Below are 25791 nucleotides of genomic sequence, written 5' to 3' on the forward strand. Positions count from 1 at the left end.
CTCTCAACAGCTCTTTTTTCTACTCATCTGAGTTATTAAATTTCGCTAATGCGTAAATGCCTTCTTCATCATCTAATTCAAGTTGTAATCTTGCTGCAAATGAATTGACATTATATTCTCTGTCAAGCAATAAGCGTAGTGCTTCGATTAAGTTCGCTTGAATTAAAATTTGTTTGCGACCATTTACCTCTACTTCAGCAGAGAAACCATAGTCATCGTCATACATTAGTTCAACTAAAACTTCTTCTGGACCGACTTGTCTCTTTTCAGCGATATATACGCAAAGTGCATTGATAAGTTCTTGTTCAGAAATTTTTATTGTTTCCATGCTACTTCATCTTCCTTTTTCTTACGTTGATCTTTGAAGTATTTAAATGCACGAACTGCTAACATTACGATACCAGCCATTACTAACATATTTACCATAAACGCTAATACAGAACCAAGAGCTCCCATATTTGCAAATAAGCTACCCATTAGTAAACCACCAAGACCACCTAGTAATAAGCCTTTCATAAAGCTTCCTTTATTACTTTTTGGTGCTGTGTTTGTTGCTTTTGTTTTTGAATCTGTTGTTGTTTTTTGTGAATTCACGTTACTATCTTTTTTGTTCAAATCAACTTTTGACTTTTGACCAGAACTTGGTGTGTATGATTTTTTACCAGATTTGTAACTCTTCGCTGCTGCGTGATCTACAAACATGAAGCTACTAGCTCCAAAGATAACCATGAATGCTGTCATGACTGCTACAAGTTTTTTCAACATATTATATCCATTCTCCTTTTATATAGATATATGTGAAATCTACCTTTCTAGTAAATTCAGAATGATAGATTTGTTTTTAAAAACATTTTAAAGGTTCTTATGAACTTATTATATGAACTTTTGTCGAAATATGCAAGCATTATTTACTTACGACAGTTTGGTGACAAAGGAAAAATTAAGCAAAACAGAATTGACTTTAAATGAAACAAAACATATTATAGGTTCATAAGAACTTTTTATTATTTTTGGAGGTGAAAAGATGGAAACATTTCATCTCACACGAAACGAAATGGCTACCCTTCTTCTATCATTAAGAGGATGGAATACGAAAAAGCCTCTCGGTATTTTACAAGAAGCGTGGGCAAAGTCACATAAAAAAGATATTGAAAGCGGACAAAGCGTAACTGCTTTTATTACTACCGCACTTTCACCTATTTTTGAAAAACTGATTAAAATTGACGATACAGACGTCGGTTTTTCATTAAATGAAATAGTTGCGCTTGGAAATCAAATTGAAAATACAAGTTTCTCAGTAACGGCCATGCAAAACTGGGTAAAACGAGATATTAAAGAAATGATTGGCTCTCCTCAAAAAGGGAAAAAATATTCAATTGAACAAGCTGCCTTACTATTCATTGTCGAAGATTTAAAAACAGCACTTGATTTTGAATCCATTCGTAAGCTATTACGCCTTATCGTAAATGACCCAGCCGATCGAAGTGATGACTTAATCAATCCTGTTCATTTATATGGAGCATACTCTTCTCTATTTGAAGAACTCAATCAAGGGAACTGCTTACAACTAAATGCAACAGATACAGTTCATACAATTGAAAACATCGTAAAAGAAAAAGCTGATAAAATCGCAAGTAAGTTCGATCAAATTAATAACGAGCAACGTGAAGCGATTCGTAACGCGATTATTATTGCCACATTATCTGTACATACCGCTTATGTACAAATGTTAGCAAAACGTTACGTAACAGCAACGTTATTTTTACAGAACTTAGATGTGAAGCCATAAAAAATAGGAGCAGAAATGCTTCTATTTTTTTATAATGAAAACAAGCATCCACCTGTTATATATTTAGAACAGGTGGATGCTTGTATCTCTAGGTATTAATTATAAAAAAACATAATCGTCTATTATTAATTCAAAAATGATCATTTCATTCTATTATTTTTCGAACAAGTTTTCTCGATAAATTTAATTCCTTCATCTTTGTAACTCTTTATAAATTTCGATTTGAGCTTTTGAGCTATTAGCAAAACTTAACCAACCCTGTCTCACATTACTAATGTTTTCAGTTACCAAAAGTTCAACTATATCTAGATGTGAAACATTCGTTATTATCGATTTATTTATACCATTAACTTTAGCACCTGACATATACTTAGCAATCTCAGGGTTTAATGCGAAAGCAAAATCAATTACAGTAGCACCTTGCGGTAAGTTTACGGAATCTAACTTAGGAGTAAACGCAACAATATTATCTTGGAATAGTTCATATGATACTAAATCATAAAATTCAATCGCATCTTGAGTTACTAGATCATTTGTCTTAATAAAATGATCCATCAATTTATGGATTATATTTTGCATCTCCTTATCAGTTATACTTTTTGTAAGTACATGAAATACTCCTTTATCTCGTATCTCCTGATTTATTTTTGTTTCAATACATATCACTATTTCATGGTTATTGATCACCACTTTAGTCTTTAAGTATCTGTTTAATACATCACTTTCAATTGCTATATTATCTTCAAATTGATATGGAATTGGTTGGTATAGTTGATGTATAACTCCTAATATTTTATAACAGTCTAAATTATTTGAGGCCGTGATAATTATTTTTGACACTGCTGTAATGTCTTGAATATCTTGGAGACGAGAATACGCTGTATAAATAGAGCTTACTTCATAGTTAACTTCAAATATTAAAGATGGATTTAGAAAATTATTTATATCTTGCATGATATTTTGAGACAAACCCTCTAATAACTTAACATAATTTTGTAAAAGAATTTTCATTCCCTTATATTTAGAAGGATTAAGATAATAAAAACCTAAATCTTCTAACTCGTTTTGAATATGTAATAGCCCTAGTCTTTTACAAATCGGAGCGAAAATTTTGAGTGTTTCATTTGCGTAAGAAACTTGTTTCTTTACAGCTTTCACCTGTAAAGTTCTCATGTTATGTAGACGATCTATCACTTTTATAATAGCTACTCGTATATCTCCTTGCGTAGCTAATAATAACTTCTTTAAATTTATTGCTTCATACTCTTCTTTATTAGGGATTTGTTTTTTGTCAATTTTAGTTAATCCTTCTACAATATCTGCAACTTTTTTACCGAATATATCACGTATATAGTCAATTGTATAATCTGTATCCTCCACCACATCATGTAGTAATGCTGCAACTAAAGTTATACTATCTGCCTTACAATCTAACAAAATTTCTGTAACTGTAAATGGATGAGTAATATACGGATCACCGGAAACGCGGAATTGTCCTTCATGTGCTTTCTCGGAAACTAATATAGCTTTATTTAATTGTTCTACTTCTTCTTTATGTAGATATGAGGCCTTTTCTAATAATGCTTTTTTCATATTTTCACCTTCATCATGTTAATTTTCTATAAAAATTTTATTAACATTATAATTCGTTATTTGAAAGTGAAGTACCTGTCTAGGTGATAAGAGAATATTTATGTTTTTATTTTCCTTGAATTATTTTTATATTTTTGAACCTATAAGCCAACCTTTGAAATACTTTTACTTTTATCAATCGAATCATATCATTATCCCAAATAGAAAATAGTCCATAAATTTGATTCTTATTTTGCAGACATTACTCTTCTCACTTTGTAAATTAAAAGCCATAACATTATCATTTATTTATGAGAAATTTTTAATAAACTTTTCATTATCTCTTCATGAAAATTGAACTTATATGCTTTACTATAATACATATAAAGGACATAAAAGAATTGAAATAGCAATCCCCTATATAAATAAGGTATAATCTACATATAGTGAACCTTTTATATCGTTAAGTAAAGGGGCATATATTCAAAAATACATAAACTAGAAGGTGCAACAATGGTAAGTAGTTTTATTCACTCAGTATTAACGTTTTTTGAAGGGTTAGGTTATTGGGGCATTATGCTTGGACTTATGATTGAGATTATTCCAAGTGAAATCGTCCTTGCTTATGCAGGTTATTTAGTATTCAATGGTAGTATCTCATTTATAGGCGCAGTTATATTCGGTACAATTGGCGGTGTTATTGCCCAAATCTTTATTTATTGGCTTGGACGATACGGTGGACGTCCTATATTAGAACGTTACGGTAAATATATTTTCATTCATAAAAAACATATAGATGCAGCTGAAGATTGGTTTAATCGGTACGGAACTGGCGTAATTTTCACTGCTCGCTTCATTCCGGTAGTACGCCATGCAATTTCAATTCCTGCTGGTATTACAAAAATGTCATTCCTACGTTTCACTACATTAACAGCACTCGCAATCATCCCTTGGTCTATTATTTTCATTTATTTAGGCGAAAAACTAGGTGAGAATTGGGAGAATATTAACGATGTTGCTGGACCATATGTGAAATCGTTCGCAATTGGCGGCGTCATACTTATTCTTTTATACTTCGTCATTAAAAAATGGACAAAAAAGCGTAAAAATCTTGCGTAAAAATATAAATAAAAACCGCTATACATTCATTACGAATGTTAGCGGTTTTTATTATATATTAGAAATTGCATTATTTCTTCTTTGTGCTTTAAGTCATGTTGAATGAGTGATGAAAAGTAATTATTTAATTTCAATTTTTTAGTGCCAAATTGGTAGAAATTATAAAAATATTTGGTTGGAACTCGCTCAATTTCATCCACTAACTGTTTACGAGTAACGCTAAATTGATTTAATAGTTCTTCTTTTGAAATACCAGATCTCGCATATTTAATTGCTCCCTTATTCATTTCCTCAACATCTATTGGAACATTTGGTACAGATTGTTCACTTATAAAGTATGGAATTCTATCCTTTATTAAAAACACATCCCAAACGATAAAATGTGAAATCACATCTGCAATTCCCCATGAGCCATTTTTAAATGGTTGAAACCATATATCATCCGATACTCCCTTCAATGTTTGACACCATTTTATTAAATTTAACTTTTCTTCTACAATATTTTCCTTCTTCATTACTCATTCCTTTCTCGCGCTTATAATTCATTCATATTAATATTTTCTAGAAATTGTATAAAAGACCTCCATAATTATGCGGATAAGCAACCTTTCACTCATTGATTTCGTATATTATCTCAAAAAGGAGTGATTCCCCTATGCATTGGCAACAAAAAATACAATACTTAATCGGACGCCCTATCGGCATTTCCTTCATGAATGGCCAAGGAACTTCTGGTGTATTATGTTCAGCACATGATGGTCAATTATATGTGTATGAATACCTTTATCAAGCGCAGTTCGCAATGAAGCATTATGATTTTAGACAAATTCAAGATATACATGCCTTTCCGAATTGCCCACATCAAAATACTCTATACTAAAAAAGGAACAGCTTATAGCCGTTCCTTTTTCTCCACTCTTATTTTTCAGTATAAAAGTTTTGCACTGCTTCATCAAAATAAATCCAGCCTTTCCAACCTAAATGAATTGTATCTTTTAAGAAATACTTATCATATTCATGGCCAGAGAAATCAACTACTGGGTATCCTGCTTTTTCAACTTGTTCCCGAACTTTTTTATAATACACTTCACGGCGTTCTTTAGGGAAACCAGCGTAATCATACCACGGTCCGTTTACAGGTACAGAAATGAAGAGTGGCTTGACATTTTTCTCTTTAAAAATATTTAAAACAATTTGTAAGTCATCATATTCTGGTGATTCTTCATACGATTCATTTGCTCTAAAGTTTTTTAAACCTTTTAATTTTTTCTTTAAATTATGTTTATAGTAATACGGATTTTCAATTCCGAATGTGTTTGTAGTAGATTCCGTTTTCCCTTCTTCCTCTGCATGTTTACGTGCATCTACCCAAGAAATTGAACGTAATCCCATATTTGTTTTTTCTTTCATCGGTTCAATCTTAAATAAAGAGTTAAATAAATCTCTATGATCTAAAATATTTCGATGCATATAAGCAAGTGGTTTGACTAAACCTGCTTTTATGTTATGTTTCGTATCATTATACACAATACCTTCTAATGAATTTTTTAATATATCATCTTTTTGAACAACTTTATAGTCTAATAGTCGTTTCGCAATTTGCTTCTTCATTTCAACACTTATCTCATCATTAAAAATAAAATGATATGCTTGTTGTTTGGAGAAATTGTTAGTAAAATCCCCTTGTGATACCCCAGTCTTTGTAAACCATTGTGGGGATAAAACAAAGACTACTTTTTTACCTTCTAGCTCATCCATTGTAGACGTCATATTTAATATATGAGCTAAACTTTGCGTACCGCCAATCCCGATTAAATATGGTGTAAAACCTGCCGGATTTACTTTAAAGTAATTAGATGGGTGATATGCATCCATTCGTAAAAATTCAGATGAACCATACATCGGTAAATACTGCGAATTCTCTAACATTTTTTGCTGTAAGAAAACACTTTGTAATTTTTCTTTTTGTAAGGAAGTTGCCGCATCTTCTACCTTCTTATCACTAATAAGTGATACTAAACTTTTTGATGGAATGAGTATGATAATGAAAAAAAGCACACACGCTAAAATTATCGGGCCAAAAGCATGCTTCATTTTCATCGTCTCTTCCTCTTTCTATCGCTATTAAATTGTAACCCTTGTTTTTGACACGCCATCATTTCTCTCCTTTTTCTCTATACATGTTCCATTCTATTTATCTATTATATACATGTATGTATTTCTTTCCTTGTTCTATTCAGTCCTATAGAAATAGCACAAGAAAATGTTTCCATAGAAACACGTTAATTATACAAGATTCTACATAAATTTCACACTGGAATTTATGTAATAATTTTATTTTTAAGCAGTGAAAAAACATATAAAATGTCTATAATTTATCAGATGATGAATTAAATTCAAAATAAGATACGTCCACTATCATCAACATAATTCCCCTCCAACCCCTATTTATAGACTGATAAATCATACCCTATACTATAGAAATAAGAAAAACAGACTATCACACATGTGAAGTCTGTTTTTCCATACTTTTATTTTTGTACATCTGCCCATTTTAAACTTGTTGCCGGACCGAATTGATGTACATACAAATCTTTCACATATGGTTTTTGTAAGTATGATAATCCGCGCTGGAATACCGGTGCTATTACTGCATCATCTAGCAGCATTTTTTCCGCATCTTGCATTGCTTTCCAACGAGCTTTCTCATCATTACCTAATTCAGTTTTAATCTTCTTAATTAACGCATCATATTCTGGGTTTGCATACTCTGTATTGTTTACACTGCTTCCAGAAAGGAATACTTCTAAGTAAGTCATTGGATCTGGATAATCCGGTAACCAGCGTGATAATGACATTTCATATTCTTTCTTTTTCTCTAACGCTAGTTTTTGCGTGTGTGGTTGTAATTTTACATTTACCTTTAGGCCTGGTAAGTTTTTCTCTAGCTCTTCTTTAATGTATTCTCCTACTTTTTTGAAGTTTTCTAAGTCATAGTTTAATAACTCAAGCGTTACTTCATTTGTACCTGTCTCTTGCTTCGCCTTTTCCCAATATTCTTTCGCCTGTTTTACATCTGTCTTATTAAACTCACCAGCCGTACTTCTAAAGTCTTTTTTATCTGGACCTTTTAAAAATCCTTTTGGCACGTAATAATTTGCAGCAACTGAACCATCATTTAAAAATGAAGTCGCAAGCCCTTTCTTATCGAACACTGTACTTAGCGCGAGCCTTGCATTTTTATTTTTAAGAATCGGTACATTTTCATTGAATCGGAAGAAGTACATAACCGGATCTGTATACTGTTTTAGTTCTTTATTATTTTTATATTTATCTACGAATTCTGTTGAAATGACAGCTCTATCAACTTTATCTGTTTCATATAAATTTACCGCGGTTGAAATTTCTTTAACGATTTGATAGTTTACTTCATCAAGCTTCACTTCTTTTTTATCCCAATACTTATCGTTTTTCTTCATTGTAAAACTCGCTTCATGCTTCCAATCAGATAATGTAAAAGGCCCATTATATACCGCTTTATTTGCTTCTAATCCGTATTTATCACCTTGTTCTTTCGCATGTTTTTCATTAATTGGATAGAAAGATGGTAAAATAAGTAGTTTCGTAAAATACGGTACAGGATGTTCTAACTCTACTACGAACGTTTTATCATCCTTTGCTTTCACTCCTAATTCCTCTAGCCCTAGTTGTTTCTTATTTATTTTCTCCGCATTTTTCACATCGTACGCAATGTATGCATATTGAGAAGCTGTATCCGGATTAATAAGCTGCTTCCAAGCGTATACGTAATCTAGTGCTGTTACTGGATCTCCGTTAGACCATTTCGCATCACGCAAGTGGAATGTATAAGTTTTTCCATCTTGACTCACTTCATATTTTTGTGCTCCAGCTTCAATTAGTTCATCATTTTTCGATAAACGGAATAATCCTTCCATTACGTTATTCAAAACGTTAAACGATACCGCATCGGTTACTTTCCCTGAATTTAAAGACGGAATTTCACCCGTTTCTAGTAACTGTAATATTTTCTTCTCATCTTTCGGCTTTGTCGTTGTTTTTTCTTTTGCGCAGCCAACTAAAAATGAAGAAACTAATAGCGTACTAACTAATGAGTAACGAACAACTTTTTTCATTTGAAAACCCCCTCTATTTTTAAGGTAAGTAACGACGAGCACCAGCGTATTCTTCTATATATCCTGGTGTATTTAGCGGTATAATCTCTACCGATCTTTCAGCTCTCGGTGAGTGAATCATATTTCCATCACCAATATACATAGCAACATGGTGAACACTACCTTTTCCTTGATCATGTGCAAAGAAGATTAAATCTCCTTTTTGTAAATGTTCTTTATCAACCGCAACTCCATTTCTAGATTGCGGACCAGAATCTCGAGGTATTGTAATACCATGCGATTTATAAATCGTATGTGTAAATCCAGAGCAATCAAATCCGAATCCACTTGTACCAGCCCATATATACGGTAATCCTAAAAATATTTTTCCTGTGTTTATTAAATCATCAGCCGACGGAGTTGGAATATCATTTTGAGAGCGATAAACCGTTCCATCATTTTTTCGTAGCCAAGCCTTCTGTCCATTAGGTAACAACACGCGGTATGAAATTGTATCTTCACTAAGTAGAGGTAGTCGCGTATTATAGCTCACTTCCAGCGATTTATGTTTTTGAGCAGGGTTTATATATAAAATAGCTGTCGGTTTCGTTACTAAAACGAAAGGTTCGTTTGTTTTACCTGCAAATTCTTGATTATATGTTAATTGTTTTTCAGGCATCCAACCTGGATAACCTTCTTCATTTCGCGGTGTTGGCTGACCATGGACTAGCACTTTCACCCAGTCCCCTTTTTTGTCAACAACCGTTACTTCTTGACCTAATAGCGCTTGTGTTTCTAATTTATTTGCATTTGTTAACCAAAGTTTCTCATCAAGCGTCATTGATTTCGTCCACTTCCACAAATCAACTGGATTTGTAGCGCTCGGTGCATCAATTGGTCGTAATGAATCAGGTGCGGTCCAAAGTGTTGCGGCAGATACATCGATAAACGCCTTACTATCTTTCTTCTCTTCAGCATTTGCTGATGTGAACGATGAAAATATAAATAAAGTTGTTAAAAATGCAGTTCCTACTTTTTTCATACATATCCCCCTTAATAGATAGTTTTCTAGTCTTTTCTCCTAAGATTTACTATTCACTGTCGATTGAAGGTTTACCTTTGCCCCTGAATACGTCATTCCTTCTGGTTCTTCCATTAACCAAAGTGGTGCATCGAGATCGAAGTAATGAATATTAGGATGTGCTGCAGCAAAATGGGCTACAGCACTAACAGAAAGTGAGGATTCCATCATACTTCCGACCATGCATTTTACCCCAGCTGTTTCGGCGATATCGGCAATACGCCACGCTTCACGTATGCCACCACATTTCATTAATTTAATATTGAGTAAGTCTGCATATCCTCCTTGAACAATTTTCAATGCATCACTCGCTGAAAATATGCTTTCATCTGCCATAATAGGCGTTTGTACATGGTCTTTGACATACTTTAATCCATCCCAATCTTTCGCATGAACAGGTTGTTCAATAAATTCAATATTTAAATTGCGATTTTCCATCTCTTTAATGATAGAAACTGCCTCTTTTGGATTCCACCCTTGATTTGCATCTAATCGTAACGTCGTATTTTTTGGTACACTATTTCGAATCGCTTCAATACGTTCTAAATCTAAAGGAGCGGATTTCCCCACTTTAATTTTTAAAGTTTGAAATCCTTTTTCTACATGTTGCTTCGCCTCTTTCGCCATAACGAAAGGCTCATCTACACTCACCGTAATGTCTGTGTGAATTTCTTTCTTCCCGCCTAATAATGCGTAAAGTGGAACGTTTTGATATTGACAATACCCATCATATAAAGCGATATCTACTGCCGCTTTCGCACTTGGGTTTCCAATACAACTCATTTGAATGTGCTGTAGTAACTGTTGAAACTGAATGACATCTTGACCAATTAAACAGGAACGCATCGGCCCTAAAATTGCTGCTTCAATCCCGTTAGCAAAATCACCCGTAATAACTGGTGTTGCGGCTGCTGCCCCCTTGCCAACAATTCCTTCATCTGTATGAATATATACATCTATACTTTCTATTTCGGTTACAGTACGAAGCGCTGTTTTAAACGGTGTATGAAGATTTACATGCCTACGAATTACTTTTACATCAGTAATTTTCATATTGTTCATCCTTTCGTTCTCTGACAAAGTGGATCATTAATTCCCAATTTTTTTGGAGCAATAAATCTCCTCTTTCACTTACCTTTCATGCAAGAAATTAATGTGAAATAAAAAAATCCAGCCATAAGAAGATTCTTACGGCTGGATTTTGTCTAGGAATGGGTAGACAAAGCAGCGATTTGATTATATTTTTTCTGGGCATCTTTTAATGCTACAAGGAGTGCTTTTTGAGACGAACCAAAGTATCTATTTTTTATTTCTGTTACCAATAGTGGATCATTAATATTTTTATGTAGAAACAAATATTTAACAAATTGTGATGTTAATGCAATTGTCGCTGAGCAATCTGCATCTACAATTTCCCCTGTTTCCTTAACAAGTACAAATGCTACAAAATAACTTTTGAACTTTTCGGTAATAGGATTATTTTGAGGTGCTTTCGCATCCCCTACGACATAAATTGTATTTGAAGCGTACACAGCTATCTTCCTTTCTAATACGGGATAACGGTTTTCTTAATAGTCGTATGAGCGATAAACTCAACGTTGATCAAGAAATGTATCCGCTTACCTTGTATTATAATACAATTGACAGAATTTTAACAACATTTATTTCGGTATATATTCCATAATTATGAAAACAGTTCAAACTCTACATTTTTACAATATGTGATTGTTTCTTGTACCATGCCATCCATACATGAAAAAACAGCTAGCAATCGCTAACTGTTCTATTACACTACTTTGGCAACACAAATATAGTTTCATTTGACTTAGAAAATTGATATTCTTTTCTCGCAAACTTTAAAATTTCTTCCTCATCATCTGTTAAATTTTCTATGTTACTCTTTAAAGAAGTCTTATCTTTCTTTAAAGAAACCAATTGCTTTTTTTGATTTGTTATTGTATCTTTTTTTTCTACGATTATTTCTTGTTGTTTCGTTAAAATAAATTGAACGTACAAAGTAGACGCCGCAATAAATATAAACATGAATATAAATCGCCTTAGTTTTTTCTTATTAACTGCTCGATTTTCATTAGACTGTGATAGTTGTTCTTGTATATTAGGAACATTTATTCGCTTGAGTTTCCTCATTATGAAATCCCCCTAACACATATATTTTCACTACCATCGGCATGATCTCTTACTAACAGTAATTCTATTCTTATAAAATAAGCTCCTTCACAAAAATATCTCACAAATTAACCAATTAAAGATAGCATTCGACGACATTTCCATATTTACATTAAAATTTTTTATGTATGCTGCCATAAAATAGTGGTTCCTGTTATTCTTTTTCTATTATTGTAGAAGAGTTTTTTTACATACGAAATTTCCCCTCGTAATAACATGCTTACAAGGAGAAAAAAGTTAAATTGTCATATATTCAATAAAACTGGAATTACTGTTTCAGAACTAAGGTTTTGAGCATATATCATCTGTAAAGAAACTTAGCTAAATAAAAAAGCCCAAATTGGGCCTTTTTATTTTACAAATCTATATCATATTCCATACTTTTGGCTGTTTCCTCAGCAACCTCCACACCTAACAAATTTTTCACAATATGAAATGACATGTTAATACCAGCTGAAATACCTGCCGATGTTATAATGTGTCCTTTATCTACAAATTTTACATTCTCCATTACTTCTACATTCGGGAAGTCTTTTTTGAAAGTTTGAATACTAGCCCAATGCGTTGTTGCTTGTAACCCTTCCAGTAAACCAGCTTTCGCGAGTAATAGCGCTCCAGTACAAACTGAAGTCATTAGCTTTACTTCTTTCATTTGCTGTCGAACCCAATTTATTATAGTTTCATTTTTCACTTCATTTTCCCTAACGCCTTTACCACCTGGAATGATTAAAATATCAACTGGTGGTAAATCTTCAATACTATAATCCGGCTGTACCTTTAATCCGTTTCGTGCTGTAATCATTTCTCCATTTTGGCTAACTGTATAAACAGTAAATGGTTTTTCTTCATCCGCTTCGGTTACAGAAAAAACTTCAAATGGTCCTGCAAAATCTAACACTTCTACATCATTAAATAAAAATATGCCTACGCTCCATTTATTTATCATACGTTCACTTCCGGTTTTAAATGATGTAAAAGGTGATCATATCCTTTTTCTAACGCAATATCATATGCTGTTTTTCCATCATTTTTCTTAATCGCTTTATTAGCTCCATTTTCAAGAAGTAGCATAACTATTTCTTCACTTCCTAATAATGTTGCTTCATGTAACCCTGCCCAACCACCACTTTGTATAACATTTACATCCGATCCTTTTTCAATTAAGAAAGTAACAAGTTCACTTTGCTTATTCGCGATGGCAGCTTGCAAAGGTGTATTTTCATTTTCGTTTTTTGCCCTATTATGTATATCTGCTCCACTTTCTAAAAGAAAACTTGCTATCTCTTTTTGTCCAAAATAACCCGCTAAATGAAGGAGAGTCCAGCCATCGTCACTAAATTCGTTAACAGCACTTGGATTCGTTTTTATAAACTCCACCACTTCTTCCTTATTACCAGTTATAACAGCTTGTACTATTGATTGTAAAATTCCCATAATAATCTCCTATCTTTCAAATATTTAAGCATACTCTTCTATATGTTCTATTGATTATGCTATTTTCCTGTAAATACAGAAGTTTACATAATAATATTATCTAACTGATCTCCCATCTTTTATTTTAAATATTAAAATTTCCTATTAAAATAAAATTATCATGTTTTATACGGAGGAGAAATTATGTTACAAGTAATGCCTTTAAATAGTGAAGACTATGAATTAATTACAGCTGCTGAAAAAGTAATTGAAAAAAACTATAAATATGGCCGTCATCATATCGGTTCAGCTGTAAGAAATACAACAGGTAACATTTATGCAGCAGTGCATGTTGAAACGAACGTTGGAAGAATAACAGTGTGTGGTGAAGCTATGGCGATTGGAAAATCTATTTCAGAAGGCGATCATGAATTTGATACCATTGTAGCAGTTGCTCACCCACACCCGCATGAAGATATAGAAAAATGTTGGGTTGTTGCTCCGTGTGGTATGTGTCGAGAATTAATAAGTGATTATGGAAAAAATACGAATGTTATACTTTCTTATAATGGTGAACTTGTAAAATGTAACGTAATGGAATTATTACCTGAAAAGTATACAAGCGAAGTAGAATAATTATTCAGGCTCTCAACATATCAAATAATATTATTCCAATAAAAAACAATCCATTTTTAAAACGGATTGTTTTCTTATTTCTTTTTTATGCAGTTTATTTTATTTTTCAATTTTTAACAACAATAAAATTATCATTAATAAAAATGAAATTCAAATATTAAACCGCGCATTGTAGAGTGTTTTTCATTTGAAAACAAAAACGATATTTCTCATTACATTTGAAAAAAACTTATTATTAACTCTCTAAAATCAGCAGTCTTATCATACCAATCTATAACAATTCTGTCTTCTTCCCTTACCTGTTTCCTTTAATACATATGATTTTAAAACGAGCGCCGTTAATGAATCTGTTAATGTTTTATATGATAAATTAGATAATGCTAATAGATCGTTCGTATATAACATTCTATGCTTCTCTAATAATAATAGTACTAATCGCTCAGACGGTTTTAATGCTTCGTCACTTTCTAGTATAAAGTCTATATTTTTCATTTCTCTATTTATGACTCCTTATATAAAAAAATACTTACACCCCTAATTTAATATAAAAATAATACACAACAAAACTTGAGTTATATTAAAATAACATCGATTTAAAACACTATTATACTATAACATAGAAAAAGCATTTCCCGAAATAGGAAATGCTTTTTCTATGTCACTAATATGGTACTTCCAAACCTACATTATATCTTAAACTCTTACCCGTACAATTCCCTCCTAATTTCTCTGGGCACCTAAAAGTATTTATAACAAATCAAGTCCTTCCAAAATGATTTAAATAAAAACAGCTAGTCATACATGCTATAAACATGAATGACTAACCGTTTTCCAGCTACTTCTCAAATGCATGTACTACCTTAAATATTTCTTGCAATATGTGGCTTACTGTAGTGACTTGTTCCACCGCCGCCTACTACTACTTTACCGCCTTTTTCAAAAATTAATAATTTACTTGAACCATCTGCAAGAAGTACTATTACTTCAGCATTATTACTTGTTGCTACATAAATTACATAACCACTTTTTGATATACATGTTTCCCAATTTGCATCAAATTCAGATCTTACTACACGATTTGAATACACTTGATTTTCAATTCTTCCTTGCTCTACGTTTTCCAAATTCATCCCCCCTACTGCTCTAAAATATCATTTATAATAAAATAACAGCCCTATTCAAAATAATGACTGACTTTAACATAAATAGTATATGTAATTAGTAGAAGAATGCTTGGACAATGCATATATGATAACCTCACAACTAAAACAAGGGAGTCGATATAATATCGACTCCCTTGTTTACATACATAGTTCTTTATTTTTCGTTTCGCACAGCTTCAAACGTAAACATTTGATTTGCATTTGACGGTTCTTTTTCATAAACATAGTCAGCGGAGCAAGTAATAATAGAGAAACCTATACTTTCTAACAGAAGTTTAAACTCTTCTATTCCATACCAGCGCAGCGCGAAGCGTTGTAGTTCTGTTTGTACTAACTGTCCTTTACTCCATTTTTCATATTTTAAATAGGATAGAGTAACTTGGTTCAGCCAATCTATTTCAATTGATTTATTTTCTAATGTAATACCGTCTCCGTTCGGCAAAGAAAAAGTCGATGTATGAATTTCCCCAGTCTTCCAGTCATGCGGAAGCATAATATCTACGATTAGTCGCCCGCCTGAATTAAGATGTTCATAAAAACATTTCAATGCGTTTATCGAATCCGTACGATTTTCAATTAAACAAAAAGATCCAGTAGGAATGATAATTGCCTCGTATTTATGTGGCAGTGAAAATTGTTGTAAGCTTCCCTCATATAAATTAGGATGTAAGCTTCTCTCTTTACATCGTATGCGGCACGATTCTAGCATTTCAGGTGAATAATCTATCCCATCTACTGTAAAACCAGCTTCAAGAAGTGGGATGATGACACGCCCTGATCCTACTGCCGCTTCGAGAATTCTTCCACTACAATTTTTTAAACGTTCTTGATAATACTCAATATCACCATTTAAAGAATAACCGACAGGCTTAGTGAAATCATAAAGTTCCGTGCAAAGTGTACTATAAAAACTAAACATTTATTTTCTCCTCCGTTTTTTACGTACGGAAGATTTTCTGTCAATTAATCTTCCTGTACCTTTATTTTTAATAAAAATTCGAAAGAGCTGACTGTCATAATATATCACTCACTTTCCATAAAATATAATTATATTGTATAATATTCCATTCAAAATGAACATATGAAAATTCAGACTTATACTGAAAGGAGGATATGATGAATTCATTAATTGGATTTGTTTTTCTTCTTATTTCTTTTAATACTCTGATTTTCTTTATAGCAAAGAAATATCCACAAATATGGAAAATAGCCAGTGGTATTTTCATTCTTTCTTCCCCGATTGTTTTCTTCACCGCTTTACACGTAATTGGTGAAAAAGTAGGAGATGGATTTGATGGAGGTTTTGCTGGGCTTACCTTTAGTGTACTATTGATCATAAATGCCATTTTTTTATTTATTGTAAGCATTTTTGTTTCTACCAATAAAAATTCACATTAAACTCCCATTTCAAAATGTAAAGAGCTTACTATGCAGTAAGCTCTTTATCCATAACTATTTATTTCACAATTGGCAATGTCACTTCACTTAATTTCACTGTAAGATTCGTTCCAGCTTTCGGTCTAATTGTATAATCATAGTCACTAGCGAGTAAAACAACCCCTATTTGATGCCCCGATTTAAATACATAATCATCTGGCTGCATGTCCCATGTGAATGTATAATCTTTACCTGGTTTAAGTGCTGTTGAATCTTTTATACTATTTAAGTTTTGTGGGTCCATCCAACCTCTCGTAACAATTTCAGGCTTTGCTCCGCCATAATCAACAAGTAATGCTGTTAAATTTGATACAGGACGATCAATATTTCCTGTAATTGAAATCTTTGGTGTCCCGCTTATTCTCATATCTTTTTGTAATACCGGCATTGTATACACTAATCGATTTGCTACTTCTAATTCTGGGTTTGCTATTAATTGATTTGATTTCAGTTTTGCATCATCTACGAATGAGAAAACTTTATTTGCAGAGCCCATACTTAATGGTAAATTAACTGCTTTGTTACTTAAATACATCCGAACTTTTGACGGCACAGCCGATGGATCCGGCCAGTTTTTTAATTTTTCCCAAGTTTTATTTTCACGTTGTACATCAACCATTGGTTCATTCATAATTCCATTTTCAATTCCATACAACCAATAATCGAGCCATTTATTTTGTGTTCTTTGCCAGTCATTAGTTGATGTCCCACCGTGTCCACCTTGATGTAACCACATTTTACGAGGAACATTATTTTCTCCAAGTGCATCCCACCATTGTGCGAACTGCTTCGTCTTAACATTCCAATCATTTAAACCATGAACAACAAATACGCTTGCTTTTACATTTTTAGCATCTTTTACATAATTACGTTTATCCCAAAAATCATTATAATTACCAGTTTTCCGGTCCTGTCCAGCTGTTAGCTCTTTTATTACTTGTCCGCAAACTTCAGGATTTTCTCTTGTTAGTACTGCTTCTGCCATATTATCTGTATCTTCTCCTTGGTATCCGCCTGGCGCAATGACTGCACCGTTTGCACGATAATAATCATACCAACTACTAATCGCTGCGATTGGAATAATTGTTTTTAACCCTTCAACACCAGTCGTCGCAACAGCATTTGGTAACGTACCATTATAAGATACTCCTGTCATACCTACATTTCCTGTTGACCAATCAGCTTTAACTTCCTCACCATTTTCTGTAAATGCTTTCGCACGTCCATTTACCCAATCAATAACAGATTTTGTCCCTAATATTTCTTGCTCATCTCCAGTTGTTGGACATCCGTCTGATTTTCCAGTTCCAATACTCTCACCTAAAATCACTGCATAGCCTCTTGGCACATAATAATTGCCGTATGAACCAAGATTAACAGCCCCATACGGTTTGCCTTCATACGCATACAATTCTTCATCTACATTATATACAGGAACATCTTTTAAACCAGATCGATATGGACTCATTTCATATATAACGGGCACTTTCACATTAGGATCTGTTTTTGGACGCATAACCTTTACTGATACACGATCCTTTTTTCCATCTCGATCACTATCAACTTCCGTCTCTACAAATAGATTTTCGATAATTGCTTCATCAAGCGAGTAAATCGGCTTTGTCATCCCATTTTCTAATTCGATCTTCGTATTCGATTGTAGTCCTTCTGCAACTTTCCCATTTAACTTCACGTCATTCTCATTTATGTAGTTTGTTTCTTTCTTGTCTGCATACGCAGTCATACTAGAAACTCCTGATGTAACTGATAAAGATACGATTGTCGATAATGTAATTGCTATTTTCTTTTTCCCCATATTCTTTCCTCCCCATATATGTCTCCTTTTTACTATACAACAAAATTACTGAAAATTCAGTTTATATTTATGCGATAACTTGAAAAATGGGTAGAACATCCTTCAAACGAGCTTTCGAGGTTATATATTCTAATTTCCTACTCTCATATAATCAATAAAAAACATCGCCTAATAATAGACGATGTTTCTAATAGTATTGAATTAGTCATTCTTCATATTAATATAAAATCGTATATCTCCCTCTATTGTATAGACACCATAATCAAAACCATGTCTTTCTAAAATACTTTTCACAATCGCTAAACCTAGTCCTGTACCGGAATGGTCTTTACTACGAGAAGATTCTAAGACGTAAAAAGGTTCCCAAATTTTATCGATATCTTTCATATGTTCTACATTCATACCATTTTGGATTTGAAAATATACACTGTCATTTCGTTCTTCTAAAGTAATTTTTATATGTTGATTTGCTGTATATTTTATCGCATTAGATATTAAATTTTGAAACACCATTCTCATTTTATTTATATCTGCATAAATAATTGCATCTCCAACATTATAGTTCACATGCAAATCAATTTCTTTCGATTCCAGTTCAATCTTATGTTTATCTAATATACTTTGGACTAGTGATACAATAGAAAATTGTTCTTTTTGTAAAACATCTCTCTCTAGTTTAGAAAATCGTAATAACTCTTCAATTAAGTTCGAAATGTGATCCGTTTGTTTAATAATAGTATCTATGTATGTACCATCATCTAAACCATCTTTTATTCCCATAGAATATGCTTTTACTAAAGCGATTGGAGTTTTTAATTCATGCGTTACATCACCCATAAATCGTTTTAAATGTTCATTTCGATCTGTTAAATCTTCATGTGCCTCATGTAGTTTATCACTCATGACATTAATACTATTAGCTAATTCCCCTATTTCATCATTTGTTTTCACTTTCGCTCGTTCAAATTTCAAATTTGAAATATCTTCTGCCACTTCACTTAATTCTTTCAATGGTCTAGTGATTGTTGTTGAAAGTATCCATACAAGTACGATAATGAGAAAAATCGTAATGCCTAAAATGTACAAATAAAATGTATTTAACGTTTTTATGACTTCATTAGAATTTGCGATCGAAACCCCTACTAAAATCAACATATCGTCTTTCGCAATGTATTTCACAAAAAAGCTAGATTTCATCTTCTCTTGATCATATATTTTATTCGATTGCCCGAAGTGCTTTACTTTCGTTATTTCTTCTTTAGTAATCCAAAGTTTATTAAGGGCAACCCTTTTTCTTGAAAGTTGCATACGTAATTCATCATTAATATGATCTTCAGAGTCTTTTATGGATGTATACGCAATCGTAACATTTCCTTCATTTTCAATGCTAGTAATTGCTTCATCCAGTTGTTTACTCGGTATGGACTGTATCTGTGCTGTTATACCTTCTAAGCTTTCTCGCGTTTTGTAAATATTATATTTCGGTAAAAGATAGTTAATTAATAATAAAGAGATTGTAAAAATAAGAATAACAGTTAAAGAAATGCTGAGAAATAGCTTTTTTCCAAGTTTATTCACTCTGCTCCTCCAAACTATATCCTAGCCCGCGGTGCGTCTTTATGATATTCTCTCCTACTTTTTTACGTAATCTTCTTACATGTGTATCAACAGTTCGCTCTTCTCCAAAATAGTCAAATCCCCATACGATATCTAACAATTTTTTGCGAGTTAAAATCATGCCTTTATGATTTAAAAAACACTTTATTAATTCTAGCTCTGTTTTTGTAATATCCAACTCTTTGTCATTTTTATAAACTTTATTTTTAGTGAAATCTATTTTCAAATCTTGAACTTGAATGACATCATCGTGCTGTATTAGCTTTTTCGCTCGCGTAATGAGTACGCCTGGATGAAATGGTTTTTTTACGTATTCATCTGCACCACTTTGAAACGCTGCTAATTCATCTTCACTTTCACTTTTCGCCGTAAGCATTAATACCTTTACACTTGAATTCTTTTTTATTTCTTGACAGACAGTAATACCACTATGTTTCGGCATCATCCAATCTAAAATAGCTAAATCAATTTTTTCATCAAAAAATATTTGAAGTGCTTCCTCTCCATCTTTCGCTAATAAAACTTCGAAGCCTTCTTTCTCAAAATAAGCTTTTAAAATTCTTAACATATCTTGTTCATCATCTGCGATTAATACTCTCATGCATTATCCTCCATTGCTTTTAAACAAAAACCAATTGTATTATACAACTTCTTTGTTACATCAATGTGACAGAAAAATATTTGAACCTTTTAAGGGTATAGTAAAGACGAGGTGTTGTATTATGATTAAAAAAATCGGGGTCATTACTCTTCTCTGCTTCTTATTATCAACAAATGCGCTCGCAAATACAAATCAACAAATTGAAGTATTTGATTGTCAAAAAGAAATGGTCATTCAAAAACAATCTTTAGATCCAGCTATTCAAAAAGAAGCTGTTCAATATGCTAAATCCATTACTGGCCCATTTAAAAACTTAAACGTCGTTCCAAAAGATGGTCACATGATAAAAATTCCTTTATCTAAACCAGTTTCTATTACAAATCAATGGTTACATACAACAATTGATGAAGTACTAATTCTTCTACCACTTAATCAAAAGCCTTATATTATGCTTTACGATGATGAAAACAACCCGCACTTTTATTATGTGAAAGGTGATCCGAAGGGGTTATTGAAAGAAATGAATGTTAAACAGGATTAAACAGAAAATAGAGACTTCATAAGCTTATTTTTATAAGAAGAGGTCTCTTTTTTTACTCATATAATACTTTATAGTGACTAGATTCTTTATAAAATTCTCCTTTCACAAATCCATTGGCAGTATAAAACGCACCACCTTGCTTTGTATCTGTACGTAAAACAACCACATTAAAATACTTTTCCGCATGGGATAATAGCCGGTTTAATAACAAGTTCCCTAGTCCTATACGACGGTAGTCCTTTGAAATATAAAATCTCCTTAATCGGCCAACCTTATTATTTTCTGTATATGGATCCTCATTTAACCCTCCTATTCCAATTAACTTTTCCCCTTGAAAAATACCATATAAACATTCACCAATTTTATTAAATGTGTTTATTTTATTTTCATAATCACTTATTAATTTTTTTAGGAAGTTAAAGCCTTCTTCTTCACTCTCTTGAACTAGATGATTGAATACATATTTCTTCAAATTTTCTATTTCTTGAATATGTATATCTTTCAATTAAATTCCCCCCTTAATGTGAAAATGCATAAAAATGCTCTAGAATCATTTTATTCTGAGCATTTTTATGGTTGTTACTTTATTCAATTCATAGAATGATTTTTCTTCACTTCAGATGTAAATCGATAATATAATTGTTTAACTTCTATATATTTAAAGCTATTTGTACTCAAAAGTCATGAATAAAGCCGTTTAAGTAAATACATTTATAATATCTCTCAAATATTGTATTAGTTTATATATTCATCATTCTTCTCTAACAGACTCAAAATAAATTATAATTTGTTAATTGATATGTTTGTGTAACCACTGTTCAAATATCTTTAAATGTTCTACAGTATGAAAGTAATGTTCACCCGTCTCCATGACTTCTAATTCACAACGATATTTTTTTGTAAAATAATTAATAGTTTCAAATTCGCACAGTTCATCCTTGGCTCCGTACATAATATATGTATCTGTATTCCATGAATTAATAGGATGTTCTTTTACATAGCATAAATAATCCCAATATAATCTTTGACCAATAGGTGTCTCTATAGTCATTTCTTTTTGCAAAAGTTCTGGTGTTACATTAAACCATTTCATCATATTTTCGATAATTCGTTCCATATTAACTACTGGTGATAAAAATAATGCCTTTTCTATCACATCATTTTTATAGGCTAAAAGACTAAAATAAGCTCCGATACTACATGCAAACACACTTACTTCTTTCCAATGTTCTTTTGCGTAATTCATGATTATAGATAATTCACTAACACAAAACTGTACTTTACAAGGAGTATTATCATTTTTCCTATCTCCATGTTCAGGTAAATCAAAGCTTAATACTTGATAACCTTTTTGATTGGCTGCTTCAGCTAATATTTGAATAACTGCATCTTCCTTATTGGACATATTTCCATGTACTGCAATAAAAATTTTTTCACTCTTATCTCCCCATAAAACCGTAGGAATATTACTAATTTTAAAATTATCTTTAAGCATACTTTCCCCCGTGAAATAAGACTTATAGGTATTGGCAAAAAACTGCACAATTTATAATCCTCTACTCAGTTTTAAAATAAATCAAACGATTACTGATTTATCACAAATGAATTCTATTCCGCTAGTGGAAGAAGGCCTTTTATACAATTATATAATTTTTTAAAATGACTTTATTACCCCTGCACAACAGGCAATATCCCCTTCAACTCCAATAAATCATCTATTACTATATCTGCCTGAGCAAGTTCACCTTCTTGTGCAAAATCAAAATTACATCCGATCGCAATCAAGCCATTATCTTTCGCTGCACGTATATCAGATAACCGGTCTCCAACTACCGCTGCTTCTTTTATATCATATTTGTTCAAAATACTTTTTACTAAGTCACTTTTATTAAGTGAGTTTATTTGTTCAATACTAAACGTTTCAGTAACCCATTGGTCTAAGTCATAATAAGATACAATTGCTCGTAAATATTCAGTTAAACCATTGCTAGCAATATATATTGAACAATTATTTTCTTTTATATATGTAAAAATTTCTTTTACGTTCGGGTATAATGCCCCCTTTCCACTCTTAATATTTTCAATTAATCTTTCTAAAAAATATGCATCTGTTTGTTCTCTTACTTCAAGAGAATGATCTGGTAATAAAGCTTCCCAAACCTTCGGTAACGGAACACCCATGATTTCACGGTATTTATCAATAGGTGTTACCGTATCCCATAATTGTAATGAACGCAAATGATCAAAAGTATCATCTAACGATAATTCTAAAATTTTATCTGTTTGAAATAACGTTCCGTCCATATCAAAAATTAATGCTTGTAACATTTCATTCTCTCCTTTTGAACTATAAGTATTACTCGATATCTTTTTTAGCATCTCAACGATAATTTCTGAACAATAATTTGCGGCAGTTCTTGCGAAATCATCATAGGAAACTTGAGCTTCATCGTCTGCACTGTCAGAAATACATCGTATAACGAGAAACGGTATATCATTTATGTGCGCAACATGTCCAATTGCTGCGCCTTCCATTTCTGTACAATGTGGTGCATAATCGTCTATTAATTTCGCTTTTAGTTTTGAATCTTCAACAAAACATTCACCGCTGACGATTCTTCCTTCATGAACTTCCATATGTAAACTACTACTATCGCATGCAATACGTGCTAACTCTACTAATTCCTTACTTGCGACAAATTCTTCTTGGAACGGGAATAAGTTTTTCATTTGAGTTTTACTTACATCATGATGGGTAACATTCGTTGAAATAACGATATCACCAACTTTTACATCTGGGTGTAGCCCTCCAGCAACACCCGTATTGATGATAGCATCTACATCAAATTTATGAATTAATATTTGCGTACATGCGGCTGCATTTACTTTCCCTACACCAGAACGTGTAATAATTACTTCTGTTCCCATGAATTCGCCAATGTAAAAGGGCATTCCCGCAATCGTCTGTTCCTCTTGTATAGCTAGTTTTTCTAAAAGTAAGTCTATTTCAATTTGCATTGCTCCGATAATTCCTATTCTGTTCATGTATGTTGTCCCCTTTTTCACTCTAAATAAGCCTCAAATATTCATCAATATCTTTAGAAATTTGTTTAAAAGCTTTATCCCAGAATACATAGCTTGTTATATCTATTTCAAAATGTTTTTTCATAAGCTCTTCCACTGGAGCTTTTCCTGTTTCTCGTAAAAACTCTTTGTATTTTAAATGAAAAGTACTTTTACTTTCTTTAGCTATTTCTAATAAACTAAAACTAGCTAAATACCCAAATATGTATGGATAATTATAAAAAGGTACATCTGCTATATAAAACTGAACATATTTCATCCAAACAAACGGCTGATATTCTAATAATGCATTCCCGTATGCTTTTTCTTGTGCTATTATAGATAACCTCTCGATTTCATCAGCACTTAAAGGACCTTCTTTACATTTTTCATAAAAATTCTTTTCAAATTCAAATGATGCCCGAATTGCCATTACATAATTAAAACAGTTTCTTATTTTCCAACTAAGCAATGATTTTTTCATATCTATACTATCTGTTGTTTGAATTAGATAGTTTAGCAGTATCGTTTCAAAGAAAATAGACGCCGATTCAGCCGTACTCATTGGCAAATAATCATCTAAAAAAGAAGTAGATTGCTCAAAACTCATATTATAAAAATGCCAAGCATGTCCTAGTTCGTGCGCAAGTACTCTTACACTATCGATACTTCCGTCATAACGCATAGAGATTCGTGATTCTTTTTCACTGAAAAATGGAGCACAAAATCCACCAGGTGGTTTATTATCTCTCGGTTCCGCATCCACCCATCCACTCTCTATTGCATTCCGTGCAAATTCTGCTAATTCTTTATCTATATTTTCGAACGCATCGTATATGTTTTGAACTGCTACTGAAAAAGGGATATGAACCTCATTATTTTCCTTTACGGTCATAAGTTCATGCCATGTAATCGAAGCTTCCCCCTTCTTACACACGTTTAAAGCACTTACTAATGTATCAAGATTTTCTTCTGTCGCATTCCACATTTGTAATAATACAGTTTCAGAAATACCATTCGCATGTAGAGATTGCGTTAAAATCTCTCTTTCTTCTAATTCATTACTCTTTGTATTGCGTAATCTCCCTATTTGATTTAAGACAGTAGCGAAGATTTCTTTTTCCTTATGTAAGGCACTTGTTAATAACTCGAATACTTCTAATCTTTCCTTTTCATTATCACTATTCAGTGCAATGTTATTTGCGTGACCAAATGATAATTGTTTATTATTGTGCTCTATTTCTATCTTATTTCTTAATTGTATGTACATATTTTCCCATGCATCAAGTTCATCTTTTATTAAATTAGTATTAAGATTATTGGAAGTTTCCATTTCACTTTGCTGTATTACTTGCTGCACTTCTCTTTTCAAATCTTTTACTGTCGTAAACGCTATAGCAAGTTCAGATGTAACACTTTCTTCAGCCGATCGGCAATACATATAGTATTCTGCTTTTTCAATAGCTTGTATAAGTTTTGAAAGAATCTCTACATCTTTTGTCACATAATATTGTTCTTTCAACTCCAATATTGGAGTTAGAATATCCTCAATTGGATACAATTGATCTAAATCCCACCTAGCAATTTCTTGCATTTTTATAGCCGCCTCCTATTTTTACAAAT

At 32.4% G+C, this 25791-nt stretch carries 28 protein-coding genes; 6 read left to right on the forward strand and 22 right to left on the reverse strand.

Going from position 1 to position 25791, the window contains the following annotated elements; genetic code table 11:
- Window positions 1–19 precede the first annotated feature (19 nt).
- Together MR113_RS06715 and MR113_RS06720 are read right to left on the reverse strand one after the other, a co-directional pair.
- Window positions 20–328 carry a YxcD family protein gene (locus MR113_RS06715; RefSeq protein ID WP_000447755.1) on the reverse strand — a complete coding sequence of 103 codons (309 nt, stop codon included), beginning with the start codon at window positions 326–328 and terminating at the stop codon, window positions 20–22.
- Window positions 316–765, reverse strand: a complete 450-nt coding sequence (locus MR113_RS06720; protein ID WP_000914486.1) for a hypothetical protein — start codon at window positions 763–765, stop codon at window positions 316–318. The genes MR113_RS06715 and MR113_RS06720 overlap by 13 nt, the downstream gene beginning before the upstream one ends.
- Window positions 766–1024: 259 nt before the next feature.
- On the opposite strand from MR113_RS06720, the gene MR113_RS06725 reads away from it, so the two are divergent.
- Window positions 1025–1789, forward strand: coding sequence for a DUF1836 domain-containing protein (locus MR113_RS06725; RefSeq protein WP_000447227.1), 765 nt, complete (start codon window positions 1025–1027; stop codon window positions 1787–1789).
- Between the two features lie 192 nt (window positions 1790–1981).
- Here MR113_RS06725 and MR113_RS06730 read toward each other — a convergent pair whose 3' ends face one another.
- Window positions 1982–3382 carry an HD domain-containing protein gene (locus tag MR113_RS06730; protein ID WP_242252665.1) on the reverse strand — a complete coding sequence of 467 codons (1401 nt, stop codon included), beginning with the start codon at window positions 3380–3382 and terminating at the stop codon, window positions 1982–1984.
- A gap of 492 nt (window positions 3383–3874) precedes the next feature.
- On the opposite strand from MR113_RS06730, the gene uptA reads away from it, so the two are divergent.
- Window positions 3875–4480, forward strand: coding sequence for an undecaprenyl phosphate transporter UptA (uptA, locus tag MR113_RS06735; protein ID WP_063259933.1), 606 nt, complete (start codon window positions 3875–3877; stop codon window positions 4478–4480).
- A gap of 38 nt (window positions 4481–4518) precedes the next feature.
- Here the strand turns inward: uptA and MR113_RS06740 are convergent, their stop codons facing one another.
- A complete protein-coding gene (locus tag MR113_RS06740) occupies window positions 4519–4995 on the reverse strand; it encodes a DinB family protein (RefSeq protein WP_063259934.1) in 477 nt (158 codons plus the stop codon).
- A 140-nt stretch (window positions 4996–5135) separates the two neighbouring features.
- Here MR113_RS06740 and MR113_RS06745 point away from each other — a divergent pair, with 140 nt between their 5' ends.
- Window positions 5136–5360, forward strand: a complete 225-nt coding sequence (locus tag MR113_RS06745; RefSeq protein ID WP_061679707.1) for a hypothetical protein — start codon at window positions 5136–5138, stop codon at window positions 5358–5360.
- Window positions 5361–5398: 38 nt separating this feature from the next.
- Here the strand turns inward: MR113_RS06745 and dltD are convergent, their stop codons facing one another.
- The 8 genes from dltD to MR113_RS06785 all read right to left on the reverse strand — a co-directional run bounded on the left by dltD (window position 5399) and on the right by MR113_RS06785 (window position 13315).
- A complete protein-coding gene (gene dltD / locus MR113_RS06750) occupies window positions 5399–6580 on the reverse strand; it encodes a D-alanyl-lipoteichoic acid biosynthesis protein DltD (RefSeq protein ID WP_098374406.1) in 1182 nt (393 codons plus the stop codon).
- A 431-nt stretch (window positions 6581–7011) separates the two neighbouring features.
- Window positions 7012–8634 carry a peptide ABC transporter substrate-binding protein gene (locus MR113_RS06755; RefSeq protein WP_242252670.1) on the reverse strand — a complete coding sequence of 541 codons (1623 nt, stop codon included), beginning with the start codon at window positions 8632–8634 and terminating at the stop codon, window positions 7012–7014.
- 19 nt (window positions 8635–8653) lie between these two features.
- Window positions 8654–9655, reverse strand: coding sequence for a C40 family peptidase (locus tag MR113_RS06760; protein WP_242252672.1), 1002 nt, complete (start codon window positions 9653–9655; stop codon window positions 8654–8656).
- Window positions 9656–9694: 39 nt separating this feature from the next.
- Window positions 9695–10756 carry a dipeptide epimerase gene (locus MR113_RS06765; protein WP_242252674.1) on the reverse strand — a complete coding sequence of 354 codons (1062 nt, stop codon included), beginning with the start codon at window positions 10754–10756 and terminating at the stop codon, window positions 9695–9697.
- A gap of 143 nt (window positions 10757–10899) precedes the next feature.
- Window positions 10900–11226, reverse strand: coding sequence for a DUF3870 domain-containing protein (locus MR113_RS06770; RefSeq protein ID WP_046954146.1), 327 nt, complete (start codon window positions 11224–11226; stop codon window positions 10900–10902).
- 259 nt (window positions 11227–11485) lie between these two features.
- Complete coding sequence (locus tag MR113_RS06775; RefSeq protein WP_242252677.1) at window positions 11486–11842, reverse strand: FtsB family cell division protein; 357 nt, start codon at window positions 11840–11842, stop codon at window positions 11486–11488.
- Window positions 11843–12236: 394 nt separating this feature from the next.
- Entirely contained in the window at window positions 12237–12827 is a 591-nt protein-coding gene (locus MR113_RS06780) for a DJ-1/PfpI family protein (protein WP_242252679.1), read from the reverse strand.
- Entirely contained in the window at window positions 12824–13315 is a 492-nt protein-coding gene (locus tag MR113_RS06785) for an ankyrin repeat domain-containing protein (RefSeq protein WP_242252680.1), read from the reverse strand. Before MR113_RS06785 ends, MR113_RS06780 begins: the two co-directional genes overlap by 4 nt.
- Window positions 13316–13498: 183 nt before the next feature.
- Between MR113_RS06785 and MR113_RS06790 the strand changes: the two genes are divergently transcribed.
- Window positions 13499–13930: a cytidine deaminase gene (locus tag MR113_RS06790; RefSeq protein ID WP_242252681.1), complete on the forward strand. Its 432-nt coding sequence runs from the start codon at window positions 13499–13501 to the stop codon at window positions 13928–13930.
- A gap of 261 nt (window positions 13931–14191) precedes the next feature.
- Here the strand turns inward: MR113_RS06790 and MR113_RS06795 are convergent, their stop codons facing one another.
- The 3 genes from MR113_RS06795 to MR113_RS06805 all read right to left on the reverse strand — a co-directional run bounded on the left by MR113_RS06795 (window position 14192) and on the right by MR113_RS06805 (window position 16012).
- Window positions 14192–14422 carry a hypothetical protein gene (locus MR113_RS06795; RefSeq protein WP_000789031.1) on the reverse strand — a complete coding sequence of 77 codons (231 nt, stop codon included), beginning with the start codon at window positions 14420–14422 and terminating at the stop codon, window positions 14192–14194.
- Window positions 14423–14790: 368 nt separating this feature from the next.
- Window positions 14791–15054, reverse strand: a complete 264-nt coding sequence (locus MR113_RS06800; RefSeq protein WP_098342043.1) for a hypothetical protein — start codon at window positions 15052–15054, stop codon at window positions 14791–14793.
- Window positions 15055–15247: 193 nt separating this feature from the next.
- On the reverse strand, window positions 15248–16012 hold the full coding sequence (locus tag MR113_RS06805) for a class I SAM-dependent methyltransferase (RefSeq protein WP_242252682.1): 765 nt from the start codon (window positions 16010–16012) through the stop codon (window positions 15248–15250).
- Between the two features lie 197 nt (window positions 16013–16209).
- Here MR113_RS06805 and MR113_RS06810 point away from each other — a divergent pair, with 197 nt between their 5' ends.
- Window positions 16210–16491, forward strand: a complete 282-nt coding sequence (locus MR113_RS06810) for a hypothetical protein (protein WP_242252683.1) — start codon at window positions 16210–16212, stop codon at window positions 16489–16491.
- Window positions 16492–16549: 58 nt separating this feature from the next.
- Here MR113_RS06810 and MR113_RS06815 read toward each other — a convergent pair whose 3' ends face one another.
- From MR113_RS06815 to MR113_RS06825, 3 genes are all read right to left on the reverse strand, one after another.
- Window positions 16550–18346 carry a Xaa-Pro dipeptidyl-peptidase gene (locus MR113_RS06815; RefSeq protein ID WP_242252688.1) on the reverse strand — a complete coding sequence of 599 codons (1797 nt, stop codon included), beginning with the start codon at window positions 18344–18346 and terminating at the stop codon, window positions 16550–16552.
- Between the two features lie 201 nt (window positions 18347–18547).
- Window positions 18548–19924 carry a sensor histidine kinase gene (locus MR113_RS06820; protein ID WP_242252694.1) on the reverse strand — a complete coding sequence of 459 codons (1377 nt, stop codon included), beginning with the start codon at window positions 19922–19924 and terminating at the stop codon, window positions 18548–18550.
- Window positions 19917–20564, reverse strand: a complete 648-nt coding sequence (locus MR113_RS06825) for a response regulator transcription factor (protein ID WP_073515358.1) — start codon at window positions 20562–20564, stop codon at window positions 19917–19919. Before MR113_RS06825 ends, MR113_RS06820 begins: the two co-directional genes overlap by 8 nt.
- Window positions 20565–20685: 121 nt before the next feature.
- Between MR113_RS06825 and MR113_RS06830 the strand changes: the two genes are divergently transcribed.
- Window positions 20686–21105, forward strand: a complete 420-nt coding sequence (locus MR113_RS06830; RefSeq protein WP_242252696.1) for a hypothetical protein — start codon at window positions 20686–20688, stop codon at window positions 21103–21105.
- 52 nt (window positions 21106–21157) lie between these two features.
- Here the strand turns inward: MR113_RS06830 and MR113_RS06835 are convergent, their stop codons facing one another.
- The 4 genes from MR113_RS06835 to MR113_RS06850 all read right to left on the reverse strand — a co-directional run bounded on the left by MR113_RS06835 (window position 21158) and on the right by MR113_RS06850 (window position 25762).
- Window positions 21158–21610, reverse strand: coding sequence for a GNAT family N-acetyltransferase (locus MR113_RS06835; protein WP_242252706.1), 453 nt, complete (start codon window positions 21608–21610; stop codon window positions 21158–21160).
- A 285-nt stretch (window positions 21611–21895) separates the two neighbouring features.
- Window positions 21896–22600, reverse strand: a complete 705-nt coding sequence (locus tag MR113_RS06840) for an alpha/beta hydrolase (protein WP_242252709.1) — start codon at window positions 22598–22600, stop codon at window positions 21896–21898.
- Window positions 22601–22773: 173 nt separating this feature from the next.
- Window positions 22774–24150, reverse strand: coding sequence for a 5'-methylthioadenosine/adenosylhomocysteine nucleosidase (locus MR113_RS06845; protein WP_242252720.1), 1377 nt, complete (start codon window positions 24148–24150; stop codon window positions 22774–22776).
- Between the two features lie 22 nt (window positions 24151–24172).
- Complete coding sequence (locus tag MR113_RS06850; protein WP_242252722.1) at window positions 24173–25762, reverse strand: M3 family metallopeptidase; 1590 nt, start codon at window positions 25760–25762, stop codon at window positions 24173–24175.
- Between the last annotated feature and the right edge of the window lie 29 nt (window positions 25763–25791).

It is taken from the genome of Bacillus cereus group sp. BfR-BA-01379 (assembly GCF_022663605.1).
GTDB lineage: Bacteria > Bacillota > Bacilli > Bacillales > Bacillaceae_G > Bacillus_A > Bacillus_A mobilis.

Excerpts from the sequence above, each read along its gene's own strand:
- MR113_RS06715 (WP_000447755.1), bottom strand. The coding sequence starts at position 328 with ATGGAAACAATAAAAATTTCTGAACAAGAACTTATCAATGCACTTTGC.
- MR113_RS06720 (WP_000914486.1), bottom strand. The coding sequence starts at position 765 with ATGTTGAAAAAACTTGTAGCAGTCATGACAGCATTCATGGTTATCTTT.
- MR113_RS06725 (WP_000447227.1), top strand. The coding sequence starts at position 1,025 with ATGGAAACATTTCATCTCACACGAAACGAAATGGCTACCCTTCTTCTA.
- MR113_RS06730 (WP_242252665.1), bottom strand. The coding sequence starts at position 3,382 with ATGAAAAAAGCATTATTAGAAAAGGCCTCATATCTACATAAAGAAGAA.
- uptA (WP_063259933.1), top strand. The coding sequence starts at position 3,875 with ATGGTAAGTAGTTTTATTCACTCAGTATTAACGTTTTTTGAAGGGTTA.
- MR113_RS06740 (WP_063259934.1), bottom strand. The coding sequence starts at position 4,995 with ATGAAGAAGGAAAATATTGTAGAAGAAAAGTTAAATTTAATAAAATGG.
- MR113_RS06745 (WP_061679707.1), top strand. The coding sequence starts at position 5,136 with ATGCATTGGCAACAAAAAATACAATACTTAATCGGACGCCCTATCGGC.
- dltD (WP_098374406.1), bottom strand. The coding sequence starts at position 6,580 with ATGAAAATGAAGCATGCTTTTGGCCCGATAATTTTAGCGTGTGTGCTT.
- MR113_RS06755 (WP_242252670.1), bottom strand. The coding sequence starts at position 8,634 with ATGAAAAAAGTTGTTCGTTACTCATTAGTTAGTACGCTATTAGTTTCT.
- MR113_RS06760 (WP_242252672.1), bottom strand. The coding sequence starts at position 9,655 with ATGAAAAAAGTAGGAACTGCATTTTTAACAACTTTATTTATATTTTCA.
- MR113_RS06765 (WP_242252674.1), bottom strand. The coding sequence starts at position 10,756 with ATGAACAATATGAAAATTACTGATGTAAAAGTAATTCGTAGGCATGTA.
- MR113_RS06775 (WP_242252677.1), bottom strand. The coding sequence starts at position 11,842 with ATGAGGAAACTCAAGCGAATAAATGTTCCTAATATACAAGAACAACTA.
- MR113_RS06780 (WP_242252679.1), bottom strand. The coding sequence starts at position 12,827 with ATGATAAATAAATGGAGCGTAGGCATATTTTTATTTAATGATGTAGAA.
- MR113_RS06785 (WP_242252680.1), bottom strand. The coding sequence starts at position 13,315 with ATGGGAATTTTACAATCAATAGTACAAGCTGTTATAACTGGTAATAAG.
- MR113_RS06790 (WP_242252681.1), top strand. The coding sequence starts at position 13,499 with ATGTTACAAGTAATGCCTTTAAATAGTGAAGACTATGAATTAATTACA.
- MR113_RS06795 (WP_000789031.1), bottom strand. The coding sequence starts at position 14,422 with ATGAAAAATATAGACTTTATACTAGAAAGTGACGAAGCATTAAAACCG.
- MR113_RS06805 (WP_242252682.1), bottom strand. The coding sequence starts at position 16,012 with ATGTTTAGTTTTTATAGTACACTTTGCACGGAACTTTATGATTTCACT.
- MR113_RS06810 (WP_242252683.1), top strand. The coding sequence starts at position 16,210 with ATGAATTCATTAATTGGATTTGTTTTTCTTCTTATTTCTTTTAATACT.
- MR113_RS06815 (WP_242252688.1), bottom strand. The coding sequence starts at position 18,346 with ATGGGGAAAAAGAAAATAGCAATTACATTATCGACAATCGTATCTTTA.
- MR113_RS06825 (WP_073515358.1), bottom strand. The coding sequence starts at position 20,564 with ATGAGAGTATTAATCGCAGATGATGAACAAGATATGTTAAGAATTTTA.
- MR113_RS06830 (WP_242252696.1), top strand. The coding sequence starts at position 20,686 with ATGATTAAAAAAATCGGGGTCATTACTCTTCTCTGCTTCTTATTATCA.
- MR113_RS06840 (WP_242252709.1), bottom strand. The coding sequence starts at position 22,600 with ATGCTTAAAGATAATTTTAAAATTAGTAATATTCCTACGGTTTTATGG.
- MR113_RS06845 (WP_242252720.1), bottom strand. The coding sequence starts at position 24,150 with ATGAACAGAATAGGAATTATCGGAGCAATGCAAATTGAAATAGACTTA.
- MR113_RS06850 (WP_242252722.1), bottom strand. The coding sequence starts at position 25,762 with ATGCAAGAAATTGCTAGGTGGGATTTAGATCAATTGTATCCAATTGAG.